Consider the following 12,828-nt stretch of genomic DNA (forward strand, 5'->3'; position numbering starts at 1 on the left):
TTTGATAGGGGGAATTAAAATGTTGCAGTTTTTACAACGTATTGGTAAAGCGTTAATGCTTCCAATCGCCGTACTACCAGCAGCAGGATTATTGCTTCGTTTAGGGCAACCAGATGTATTTGATATTCCTGTTATGGCACAGGCCGGTGCAGCAGTTTTTGATAATTTAGCACTCATTTTTGCGATTGGTATTGCAATCGGTCTTTCAGTTGATGGTAGTGGTGCAGCAGGTCTTGCAGGTGCAATTGGTTATCTAGTTATGAAAAACAGTATTGATGCACTTAGTAAGGGATATTCTACTGTAGAATTACAAGATAAATTAGGCAAAGTCCAAGATTTAATAGGGAATAGCGCTAATGTTGATCCATCTAAGCTTGCAGATACAATGACACAAGTATCTAAGGCAGCCGAATTATCGACTAAAGTGGATATGAAAGTTTTAGGTGGTATTATTGTTGGTGTTATAGCGGGACTTCTTTATAATAAATTCCATAAGATTAAACTTCCAGAATGGTTAGGGTTCTTTGCTGGAAAACGTTTCGTCCCAATTGTTACATCGGTTGTGATGTTAATATTAGGAATTCTATTCGCACAAATTTGGCCAGCAATTCAAAATGCTATCGATGCATTAGCTCATGGAATTGTTAATTTAGGGGCAGTTGGTTCAGGTCTATTTGGTTTATTAAACCGTCTATTAATTCCAATCGGTTTACATCATGTAATGAACACATACTTCTGGTTCGTACTTGGTGACTTTACAAATGCAGCAGGTAATGTTGTAAACGGTGATATTGCTCGCTTCCTTGCCGGAGATAAAACAGCGGGTATGTTTATGACTGGTTTCTTCCCAGTTATGATGTTCGGTTTACCAGCAGCATGTTTCGCAATGATTGCGGCTGCAAAACCAGAAAAACGTAAAATGGTTACAGGTATGTTAGGTGGTCTAGCATTAACTTCATTCTTAACTGGTATTACAGAACCAATTGAATTCTCATTCATGTTCTTATCACCAGTATTATATGGTATTCATGCTGTATTAACAGGTCTGTCTCTATTCATTACAACAACACTTGGCATTCACGATGGTTTCACATTTAGTGCCGGTGCAATCGATTACTTCTTAAACTTTGGTATTGCAACAAAACCAGTATTACTTGCGGGAGTCGGTTTAATTTACGCAGTAATTTATTTCGTTGTATTCTACTTCTTAATTAAGAAGTTCGATTTAAAAACTCCTGGTCGTGAAGACGAAGAGGAAGTAGCTGAAGGTGAAGAAGCTCCAGTTGCAGGTTCAATTGGTGAAACTTACGTAGCAGCTTTAGGTGGAAAAGAAAACTTAACAGTTATTGATAACTGTGCAACACGTCTACGCTTACAAGTAAAAGATGCTGGTCAAGTAAATGAAGCAGCATTAAAACGTGCTGGTGCAAAAGGTGTTATGAAATTAAGTAATACAAGTGTACAAGTTATCGTAGGTACAAATGTTGAATCTGTTGCCGATGATATGAAAAAACACGTATAAATAATGAGATAAGAGGATGTCCAAAAAGATTGATAACATCAATTTTTTACAGGATATCCTCTTTTTTTGTTAACAATTTAACGGGAATCTTACTTTTGTAAATTTTCTTTTTCTTTTTTGTACATATGGGTTGGTAATATGTGTAGTGCGTGATAAAGTAGGGATGATATAGAATGGATTATCCATAATCTACTAAAATAAATCTTTAGTAGAGGAATTAAATTATTGGTGAGTAAGGGGAAAAAAGCAATTATGGATCAGGAAAAAAATAATGCGAATGGGAAAGCAAATCGGCCGATTGTATACATAAAAAGGACAATCATTTTCGTCTTACTATTATCACTTGTATATTTCATGTATACAAAAATTGTTGCGCATAATAAGAAAGAAGAAACTTTAAAAGCGGCAGCAGAAATGAAGAAACAAGAAGAGCTAAAAAAGAAAGAAGAAAAAAAGAAACAAGAAGTACAAAAGCAAAAACAAAAAGAGCAGGAAGAACAAGTGAAGCAAGCGCAAGCTGCGGAACAGCCTGTTGAAGGACCACCTCAAGAAATTAATGAAAACGCTCAATTGGACCAGTATTTACAAAACGCAGGATTTAGCGGGACAGCTGTTATTGTGAAGAACGGAAAAGTTCTTCTGAATAAAGGGTACGGTATGGCAAATAAAGAGCAGCAAGTACCGAATAATTCAGAGACGACTTTTTATATTGGTTCTATTTCAAAGGCGTTTGTAGCAACTGCTATTATGCAATTGAAAGATCAAAATAAATTACAAGTTGAAGATACTGTTGCGAAGTATATTCCAGATTTTCCACAAGGTAATAGTATTCAGCTAAAACAGCTATTAACACATACATCAGGGATTCCAGAATATGAGCAAGGAAAAGAAGATATTTCCCATGAAGAACTGATAAAGCGGATAGGAAATCAAAAGCGTATTGGTGGTCCAGGAGAGAAGTGGAAGTATTCCGATTCGAACTACTCTATACTTGCATACATTGCCGAGAAGGTAAGTGGACAGTCGCTTGAAGAATATATTAAACAACATATTTTTGCTACTGCCGGTATGAAACATTCTGGTTTTGGCACAGCGTTAGAACAAACAAGATTCCCATCAACGGGTTATAAAATAGTAAATAATAATATGACAACACCTCATATTCCGAGCATGTCACAACTATATGGTTGTGGTGATATATATACGAGTGCACATGATTTATATTTATTTAACGAAGCGTTATACTCTGGAAAGTTAATTTCAAAAGCGAGTTATGATCAAATGTTTACAGCCGTGAAAAAAGATTACGGATTTGGCTGGTACGTAGACCCAGGAAGCTATTCGAATCACGGTGTAATGCCAGGTTGGAATTGTTTAAATGGATTTAGTAAAAATGGTAGTGTGTATGTTGTTTTATTATCTAACATTCAAAACAACATTAAATCATTTGGTAAAGTGAATAATGACATTTATACGATGTTGCGAAATATTGAAGTGTAAGAAACTATCCTTTTGGATAGTTTTTTTTTGCCCTGAAACAAATATTTCTTTTAGAAAATGTATGCCTTACCTATCACAAAAATATCTATTTTGTATACATTAAGATGTATGGATGTAAAATTTTATAATCTAAAAATAATAGGAGGAGAAGTGTATGTGTCTGTTCAGAAAATATTGGCATAAATTATCAAGATTGTTTAATAGACAATTAAGCTATTTTTTAGATGATAAATTATTGCCTGCTGTGGAACGACTTTTATTTTCGCAAAACTTTGCAAGGTTTATTCAAAGAAACTCTAAGCAAGCTACGGAAGAATTTATAAAATCAAGCCAATTTCAATCTATTATTTGCAACATTTTAAAAGAATGCAATACATCACCTTTTAAAGAAATTGCAAAGCAGTATTTAGGTAAAAATGTTGAAATTACGGTGACAGTTGGACAATTAACAGGCGTTATTGTAGCAGTCGGTGATGATTTCTTAACATTGCAAGAAGGTATAGGAACTGAAGTTTTATTACCATTTACAAGTATTATATCAATTAAAGAAGTGTAAGAAAGGAGAGCTATATATGTTATTTACTGATGAATTACGTAACCATGTTGGTGAATTAGTGCAAGTTGTGACAGCTGTAGAAATTGTTACAGGCATTCTTTTATCTGTGACAGATGGGGCGGTAAGTGTTCGTACTTCTCCTTCTTATGGACCACCGGAAGATGTAATTGTGCGTACTCCTATTATTGCTTATGTTCGCTTGGAAGGGTAAGCGTGATACAAGTATGAGAGTATCAGTTGTTATTCCAGCGCACAATGAAGCGAGTACTTTATCACAAGTTTTAGTAGAAGTGGAGAAGCTCAAGCCTTACGAAATTATTGTAGTAGATAATGGCTCGACAGATGGAACGAAAGACATAGCGTTACAACATCATTGTCACGTGATTTATTATAAACATTCTCTTGGCAATGATGTTGGACGGGCTATTGGAGCTAGAGAAGCAAAAGGTGAAATTGTTTTGTTTTTAGATGGTGATATTGTTATTGATAGTAAAGAGTTACAACGTTTCGTGAAAGGAATTCGACAAGGGCATCAAATTGTTGTGAATAATTTAACATGGTCGGTTTATTTAAAGATGAGACCACATTATACGACAGTTGGAAAGTTCATGTTGAATCGTTATTTGAATAAAAAGGAGCTTGTTGTTGGATCTTTAATTGCAATTCCACATGCGATGAGCAGGGAAGTTATCGAGAAACTTGGGTGGTGGAATTTAGCAGATCCAGCACTATTTCAAGCGATAGCGATGTCTAGAGGAGTAGATATTGTTGATACGGCTTCGGTCGATGTAATTCACACAAATAAGGTTCGTCCTGTGCATACAGGAACATCACCTGGTTCTCCTTATCCGAAAGCGACTAGCCGTATTATGGGTGATCATTTACGTGCTTTGCAATATGTAATCGAAACATATGGTAAACGCGGCGGTTTTTCGGAGGGAAACAGGGATAGGGAGTTTATAGGGAACTATAAACCAGTTGTATTAAAGAAGGAAAAAGCGAAATATAGTGCGATTATACCAGTGTCAGAAGAAAAAATGACGATAAGATTTGTTATACAAGAAGTAAAAAAAGCAGGGGTAGATGAAATTATTGTTGTCGCGAATGGAGCAGATTTTGAGACTGTTAAACAGGCAAAGCTAGAGAATGTTATTGTTGTTGAATTCGGGGAGGCGCTTGGACATAATGTAGCACGAGCGATAGGTGCCATGCATGCTACGGCAGATATTTGTTTATTCGTTGATGGTGATTTTGTTATTCCAGCAAAAAAGCTCACTCCATTTTTGCAAGCTGTTGAAGATGGAAGTGACGTGGTTTTAAATGATTTACAATGCTTATTAGATATGTTTCATCCTGCAGATCCAATTAGTATGGGGAAATATTTTGTGAATTTAGTAGCGAAAAGACCGGATTTATGGAATAACTCATTAACGGCAGTACCACATGCTATGCATAAAAGGGTAATAGAGAAAATAGGATATGACTCGCTTGTTATTCCGCCATTAGCTCAAATGAAAGCTATTTTGGAGGTTTTTTCTATTACAGCAGTAGAATTTGTAGATGTTATAAAAACCAATCGGGTACGCCCGGAGCAACATGGATTTGTAAATGGACGTATTCCGGCATTTGACCGTATTTTCGGTGATCAACTTGAGGCGATTGCTTATCTATTACAATATACAGACGAACGTGGGAGTTTTACAGATGGAGATCGCGATAGAGACACTATTCAACAATTGAGAAAGGAAGAAAAGAATACAGATGAATGCTAGTAGTAAAGTAGCTATTATTGGATTAGGGTATGTTGGTCTTCCTTTGGCAGTCCATTTTGCAGAAAGAGGACATACCGTACTTGGATTAGATAAAGATACTAGAAAAATAGAATCGATTATAAAAGGAGAAAGTTATATTCCAGATGTTTCTTCTAAAGAGTTGCAAAGTTTATTGACTAAAAATAAATTAATAGTAAATACACCAGATAAAGGTATTACTGATTTCCAAAGTAGTGATTATGTTATTGTTACTGTTCCAACTCCAATTAATGAACGAAGAGAACCAGATTTAAGTGCCCTCATTTCAGCTTCGCATTATATACAACAAAATCTCCAAAAAGGACAAACCTTCATTTTTGAAAGTTCCACATATCCAGGCACACTTGAGGAAGTTATTATTCCTATTATTTCTCAAGCTGGCCAAAAGGTAGGAGAAGATTTCTATATCGGATATTCCCCTGAGAGAATTGATCCAGCAAATAGTCAATATTCAGTTCAATCTATTCCAAAAGTTATTAGTGGACAAACAGAAAAGTGTAAACAAAAAGTACAGGATTTATATAGTACCATTTTTGACGTAGTTGTACCTGTTAGTTCGCCGAAAGTAGCAGAGATGTGTAAGCTATTTGAAAATATTCAGCGCTTAGTTAACATCTCTTTAGTAAATGAGTTAAACACATTATGTGAAAGTTTAGGGATTGATTTTTATGAGGCCATTGAAGCGGCATCTACAAAACCTTTTGGATTTACTCCGTATTGGCCAGGACCAGGGATAGGGGGGCACTGTATTCCCGTAGACCCCTTATATTTTCAATGGAGAATAAAAAAGAATGGGGCAATTAGTCAATTAATTGAGGCGGCACATGTAATTAATGAAGAAATGCCAGAGAAAATAGTCCGGAAAGTAAAGGGTATGGTGCAATCACCCGGACTAGTTTTAATTGTAGGAATCGCATATAAGAAAGATGTAAATGATTTGAGAGAATCACCGGCTTTGCCAATTATTCAATTACTAATAAAAGAAGGATACGAGATAAAATACCATGATTCATATATTTCTTCCGCGGAAATTGGAGATAAGGTGTATCAATCTGTTGCTTTGGATGAACAAACAGTTAAAGAGGCAGGTTGTATTTTAATTTTAACTGACCACTCTAATATCGATTGGAAGCTTTTTAAAGGAATGAACCGAGTAATAGATACAAGGGGAATTATAAAGAAGGTGAGTGTATGAGTAAGAAATGTTTAATTACAGGTGGGGCCGGATTTATTGGATCTCATTTAGCTGAAGAGTTGGTGAGAAGGGGTTATAAAGTCACAATTGTGGATAACTTCTATAAAGGGAAAAATAAGTATCATAATGAGCTAATGAGAGAGATTCGAGTTATTCCAATAAGTGTTTTAGATAAAAATTCTATTTATGAATTAGTAAATCAACATGATGTAGTGTTTCATTTAGCAGCAATTTTAGGTGTTAAAACGACAATGGAAAAAAGTATAGAGCTCATTGAAACGAATTTTGACGGAACGAGAAATATTTTACAAGCAGCATTAAAAGGAAAGAAGAAAGTAGTTTTTGCATCTACTTCAGAAGTGTATGGTAAAGGCAAACCGCCTTTCTCTGAAGAAGGAGATCGATTGTATGGGGCAACTTCTAAAATTCGTTGGAGTTATGCAGTTTGTAAAACGTTAGAAGAAACATTATGTTTAGGATACGCATTAGAAGGCTTACCTGTAACGATTGTTCGTTATTTTAATATTTATGGTCCAAGAGCGAAAGATGGTCCATATGCAGGGGTAATCCCGCGATTTATCCGTGCAGCTTTGCAAGGAGAAGACATTCTTGTATATGGAGATGGAAAGCAGACACGTTGCTTTACGTATGTGAGTGATGCGGTAGAAGCAACAATTCGGGCAATGGATGAGAAGGTAAATGGTGAGATTATTAATATAGGTTCTGAGAACGAACAGAGTATAAAAGAAGTAGCAGAAACAATTAAAAAACTAACGAAATCTTCTTCGAAAATTGTACAAGTTCCTTTTGAGGAAGTATATCCACATGGCTTTGAAGAAATTCCGAATAGAAGGCCGAACGTAAAGAAGTTAAGAGAACTTGTTCAATTTCAAGCGACAGTAACGTGGGAACAAGGATTGAAAGAAACTATTAAATGGTTTCGTGAAGAAAACAATGGCTAAGTCACTATCAGTTATTATTCCTGCAAGTAATGAAGTAGATACGATTTCAGACGTTATTCAATCGGTCAAACCGTTAAATCCAGTAGAGATTATTGTCATAGCAAATGGTTGTAATGATGGTACAGAAGAGGTTGCTGATCAGCTAGGTTGTAAAGTAATCAGGTATACAGAACTATTAGGAAACGATGTTGGGCGTGCAGTTGGTGCAAAACATGCGATAGGTGATGTATTACTATTTATAGATGGGGACTTTGCTATTCCAACTTCCAAATTACAATTGTTTCTTAATCCAATTTTACATGATCAGACTGACATCGTTTTAAATAATTTGGACGCATTGTTTTTAAAGAAACAAAAACCCCATTCCGTTACAGTGTGGCGTCAAATATTAAATGCAATGTTAGAGCGTGAAGAATTAAAGATAGATTCTTTATTATCTGTACCTCATGCGTTGACGAAAGAAGTCGTCCAAAGTATTGGATATGAATGTTTAGTTAATCCTATTGTAGCTCATTTACGTATAGCACAAAGTAAATGGAGAATTAACCGTCATTGTGCTATTGATGTTATTACGCCGAATAAATTTCGACCGATTGAACATGCTGCATATGGAACGAACCTTTCTCAATCTGAAAGACGAATGATAGGTGATCATATAGAAGCAGTTGCAGAACGAATAGTAAGCAGTGATATACGCGGGGGATATTATGATGGAAATAGGAAAAGGGATAGCGTCTATCATACTTTAAATTTCGAAGATTTTTATCAAGGATGGGGCGTTACATCCAATTTGTATAGAGAAAAGCAACTATCGGTTGTTATTCCTGTACAAAATGAAGAGAAAACAATTGGAAAGGTTATAGAAGAGCTTCGTAAAATTGAACCTTTTGAAATCATCGTTGTCGTAAATGGTTCGTCAGATAAAACAGCAACGATTGCAAAAGACAAAGGCGCAACAACCATTGTATATAAAGAAGCCCTTGGAAACGATGTAGGGCGTTCACTTGGAACTTATTTTGCAAAAGGAGAAATTGTGTTATTTATAGATGGTGATTTTGTTATTCTAGCTAGTGAACTATATCCTTTTGCAAAAGCTATTGCAGATGGAAAGGACGTCGCATTAAATGATTTAAATCATTATTTAGATTTAAGAGTACCACTTCATCTTGTAACTGCATTTAAGTATGCACTAAATTTAGCGTGTGATAGAAAGGATTTAGGGGTAGGCTCACTTATTGCGGTACCTAATGCATTTAGCCACAAGTGTTTGAAAGCAATTGGATATAAATCTTTATTGTCACCTTGTGTAGCACAGGTGAAGGCTCTTCTTTCTGGATTTGAAATTGCATGTGTATGTCGTGTTGAGGTTGATAAGATGAACCGTATTCGTCCCAGTGAACATTTTGCAAAAATAGGTCATCCTCCAGCTGTACTTCGAATTATAGGTGATCATATAGAAGGACTAGAGCAAATAATTGCATCAACAGACAATCGTGGCGGATTCTATGATGGCAATAGAAAAAGAGATGTTTTATAGAAGTAACAAAAAAAGTGTACAACATGTGTACACTTTTTTGTTCTGTTATAAAAACTATAACAGATTAGGAGATAAGAGTATTACAGCTCTACAATGGGTATTGTTCTTATATTACAAAATAGGACTCGTATATAAGGATACCAAAAAAATACAATTAAGGAAAGGGTTAATTTTAAAGACTTTTAAATGAAGTTAACACTATATATATAGTAGTTTGCTCAATATTTCACAAACATGTCACAACTATTTCGTTCACTTTCGTAAAAAAGTAGTATTCTAAGTGTGTAAGCTGTTATATAAAAAATCTTAGTCCTGTACTAATCAAAAATGGAGGAGATTAGGATGACTCAAGTATTAGAAAATGTTAAAAACGCATGGGAAAACTTTAAAGGTGAAAAATGGAAAGCAGAGATTGATGTTCGCGATTTCATTTTAAATAATGTAAACGTTTTCGAAGGAGACGAATCTTTCTTAGCAGAAGCAACTGAAGCAACGAAACAACTTTGGGATCAAGTAATGGATTTAACAACAAAAGAACGTGAAAACGGTGGCGTTCTTGATATGGATACAAAAATTGTTTCTTCTATTACATCACATGACCCAGGATACTTAAATAAAGATATTGAAAAAGTAGTCGGTTTCCAAACTGATAAACCATTTAAACGTTCTTTACAACCATATGGTGGTATTCGTATGGCAGAACAAGCTTGTGAATCTTATGGGTACGAAATGGACAAAGAACTTAGTCGTATTTTTAGAGATTGGAGAAAGACTCATAACCAAGGTGTATTTGATGCTTATACACCAGAAATGAGAAATGCACGTAAATCAGGTGTTATTACTGGTCTTCCAGATGCATACGGTCGTGGACGCATTATCGGTGACTATCGACGCGTAGCATTATATGGTATTGATCATTTAATTGAAGCGAAAAAAGCTGATTTGAATTTAACTGGTGGTGTAATGAGCGAAGATACAATGCGTTTACGCGAAGAGTTATCTGAGCAAATGCGTGCACTTCAAGAACTAAAACAAATGGCTGCTTCTCATGGTTTCGATATTTCTAAACCAGCAACAAATGCACAAGAAGCATTCCAGTGGTTATACTTCGCATATCTTGCAGCGATTAAAGAGCAAAACGGAGCTGCAATGAGTCTTGGACGTACTTCTACATTCTTAGATATTTACATTGAAAGAGATTTAGCAAATGGTACTTTAACAGAAGAAGAAGTACAAGAAATTGTAGATCACTTCATTATGAAATTACGTCTTGTGAAATTCGCAAGAACACCTGATTATAATGAATTATTCTCTGGTGACCCAACTTGGGTAACTGAATCTATCGGTGGTATGGCATTAGATGGTCGTCCATTAGTAACAAAGAACTCATTCCGTTTCTTGCATACATTAGATAATTTAGGACCAGCTCCAGAACCGAATTTAACAGTTCTTTGGTCTAAACAATTACCAGAGAACTTTAAAAACTACTGTGCGAAAATGTCCATCAAAACATCAGCAATTCAATATGAAAATGATGACATTATGCGTGCTGATTACGGCGATGATTACGGAATTGCTTGTTGTGTATCTGCAATGAGAATCGGTAAGCAAATGCAGTTCTTCGGAGCTCGTGCAAACTTAGCGAAAGCATTATTATATGCAATTAACGGTGGTAAAGATGAAAAATCAAAAGCACAAGTTGGTCCTGAGTACGCACCAATTACTTCTGAAGTACTAAATTACGAAGAAGTTATGCATAAGTTTGATATGACAATGGAATGGTTAGCGGGTCTATATTTAAACACATTAAATGTTATCCATTACATGCATGATAAATATAGTTATGAACGTATTGAAATGGCACTTCATGATACAAATGTTCTTCGTACAATGGCAACAGGTATCGCGGGTCTATCTGTAGTAGCAGACTCATTAAGTGCAATTAAATACGCACAAGTAAAACCAATCCGTGATGAAAATGGTATTGCAGTTGACTTCGAGATTGAAGGAGACTTCCCAAAATACGGTAACAATGATGATCGTGTAGATGAGATCGCTGTAAATCTCGTGAAAACATTTATGAATAAACTGCGTAAACATAAAACATATCGTAATTCCGTTCATACAATGTCAATTTTAACTATTACATCTAACGTTGTATACGGTAAGAAAACTGGTAACACTCCAGATGGACGCCGTACTGGAGAACCATTTGCACCAGGTGCAAATCCAATGCATGGACGTGATACAAAAGGTGCATTAGCTTCATTATTATCTGTAGCTAAATTACCATATGAAGATGCACAAGATGGTATTTCTAATACATTCTCTATTATTCCAAAAGCACTTGGTAAAGAAGATGATGTACAAGTACGTAACTTAGTATCTATGCTTGATGGCTATGCAGTAAAAGAAGGCCATCACTTAAATATTAACGTATTTAATCGTGAAACATTAATGGATGCAATGGAACATCCTGAGAAATATCCACAATTAACAATTCGCGTATCTGGTTACGCTGTAAACTTTATTAAATTAACTCGTGAACAACAAATTGATGTAATTAACCGTACAATGCATGAAAGCATGTAAATGAAAAAAGTGTCCCTTCGCTTTTAATACATAGCGAAGGGAGGCTGTTTCAATAAAGGAGGAAGTAACATGGTAAAAGGAAGAATACATTCTGTAGAGTCTTGTGGTACTGTTGATGGCCCAGGGATTCGTTATGTCATATTTACACAAGGGTGTTTATTACGTTGTCAATATTGTCATAATGCTGATACGTGGGAAATCGGTAAAGGTAAAGAAATAACAGTTGAAGAAGTGATGCAGGATGTGACATGTTACCTTCCATTTATTGAAGCCTCCGGAGGCGGTATAACAGTTAGCGGTGGAGAGCCATTATTACAGCTAGACTTTTTAATTGAGTTGTTTAAAAAGTGTAAAGAGGCTGGTATCCATACAACAATCGACTCTTCTGGTGGGTGTTATTCTGAGGAACCAGAATTCCAAAATAAGCTAGATATTTTAATGGATTATACAGATTTAGTTTTATTGGATTTGAAACATATCGATTCCAAAAAGCATCGTAAATTAACAGGGAAACCAAATGAACATATTTTACAATTTGCTCGTTATTTATCGGATAAGAATAAAGCGATTTGGGTACGACACGTATTAGTTCCTGGTGTTACGGATAATGAAGAGGATCTACAAAAACTATCTAGCTTTATTCAAAGTCTGTCTAATGTTCAAAAAGTTGAAGTGTTACCATATCATAAGCTTGGTGTATATAAATGGGAGGCGCTTGGACACAAGTACCCACTCGCAAATGTAGAACCACCTACTGAGAAAAATGTAGAACATGCTAAACATATTTTACAAGCGGTCTAATCCAAATATTGGATTAGGCTTTTTGCTTTCTTTACAAGAAAATCTAGAGTATATATTGATAAAAGAGTATACTGAAAGTAGAATATCCATAATTTTGTACGGACTAAGTGGATAAATTTACATAATTGTAAAGGGAAATCAAAATAGTAAAAAGAATTAAGAAGTAAAAGAGTGAGTATCATGGAATAGAGAAGATTTGTAAGTTATTGCGAAAGCTCTTATAGGAAAGTATAATGTAAAGATATGAGCACAGATAGGATTAAGGGGTCAATCTTATATGCTTTGCATATCCACGACAGGTACATAGCTGAAAAGGGAATTATTAGAATCTGTTTATGTAATTTTTAAGGAA

The 12,828-nt window shown here is 35.3% G+C and carries 11 protein-coding genes; all 11 read left to right on the forward strand.

Annotated elements, in window-relative coordinates; genetic code table 11:
* Positions 1-19: 19 nt before the first annotated feature.
* Positions 20-1,522: an N-acetylglucosamine-specific PTS transporter subunit IIBC gene (nagE, locus tag ATL10_RS20530; RefSeq protein WP_000938908.1), complete on the forward strand. Its 1,503-nt coding sequence runs from the start codon at positions 20-22 to the stop codon at positions 1,520-1,522.
* A 252-nt stretch (positions 1,523-1,774) separates the two neighbouring features.
* On the forward strand, positions 1,775-3,022 hold the full coding sequence (locus tag ATL10_RS20535) for a serine hydrolase domain-containing protein (protein WP_142669982.1): 1,248 nt from the start codon (positions 1,775-1,777) through the stop codon (positions 3,020-3,022).
* 154 nt (positions 3,023-3,176) lie between these two features.
* A complete protein-coding gene (locus tag ATL10_RS20540) occupies positions 3,177-3,578 on the forward strand; it encodes an LSm family protein (RefSeq protein WP_000335542.1) in 402 nt (133 codons plus the stop codon).
* Between the two features lie 16 nt (positions 3,579-3,594).
* Positions 3,595-3,789, forward strand: a complete 195-nt coding sequence (locus tag ATL10_RS20545) for an LSm family protein (protein ID WP_000899476.1) — start codon at positions 3,595-3,597, stop codon at positions 3,787-3,789.
* A 13-nt stretch (positions 3,790-3,802) separates the two neighbouring features.
* On the forward strand, positions 3,803-5,350 hold the full coding sequence (locus ATL10_RS20550) for a glycosyltransferase family 2 protein (protein WP_025118422.1): 1,548 nt from the start codon (positions 3,803-3,805) through the stop codon (positions 5,348-5,350).
* Positions 5,340-6,584, forward strand: coding sequence for a nucleotide sugar dehydrogenase (locus ATL10_RS20555; RefSeq protein ID WP_098284455.1), 1,245 nt, complete (start codon positions 5,340-5,342; stop codon positions 6,582-6,584). The genes ATL10_RS20550 and ATL10_RS20555 overlap by 11 nt, the downstream gene beginning before the upstream one ends.
* Positions 6,581-7,546: an NAD-dependent epimerase/dehydratase family protein gene (locus ATL10_RS20560; RefSeq protein WP_000037053.1), complete on the forward strand. Its 966-nt coding sequence runs from the start codon at positions 6,581-6,583 to the stop codon at positions 7,544-7,546. The genes ATL10_RS20555 and ATL10_RS20560 overlap by 4 nt, the downstream gene beginning before the upstream one ends.
* A complete protein-coding gene (locus tag ATL10_RS20565) occupies positions 7,539-9,083 on the forward strand; it encodes a glycosyltransferase family 2 protein (RefSeq protein ID WP_142327672.1) in 1,545 nt (514 codons plus the stop codon). Before ATL10_RS20560 ends, ATL10_RS20565 begins: the two co-directional genes overlap by 8 nt.
* On the forward strand, positions 9,052-9,273 hold the full coding sequence (locus ATL10_RS20570; protein WP_002094217.1) for a hypothetical protein: 222 nt from the start codon (positions 9,052-9,054) through the stop codon (positions 9,271-9,273). Before ATL10_RS20565 ends, ATL10_RS20570 begins: the two co-directional genes overlap by 32 nt.
* Before the next feature lie 152 nt (positions 9,274-9,425).
* Positions 9,426-11,675 (forward strand): formate C-acetyltransferase, encoded by a 2,250-nt coding sequence (gene pflB, locus ATL10_RS20575; protein ID WP_000195468.1) that lies wholly within the window; start codon positions 9,426-9,428, stop codon positions 11,673-11,675.
* Between the two features lie 69 nt (positions 11,676-11,744).
* Entirely contained in the window at positions 11,745-12,476 is a 732-nt protein-coding gene (pflA, locus tag ATL10_RS20580) for a pyruvate formate-lyase-activating protein (RefSeq protein WP_000238463.1), read from the forward strand.
* Positions 12,477-12,828: the final 352 nt, after the last annotated feature.

Source organism: Bacillus sp. 196mf, assembly GCF_003217275.1.
Classification (GTDB): domain Bacteria; phylum Bacillota; class Bacilli; order Bacillales; family Bacillaceae_G; genus Bacillus_A; species Bacillus_A thuringiensis_S.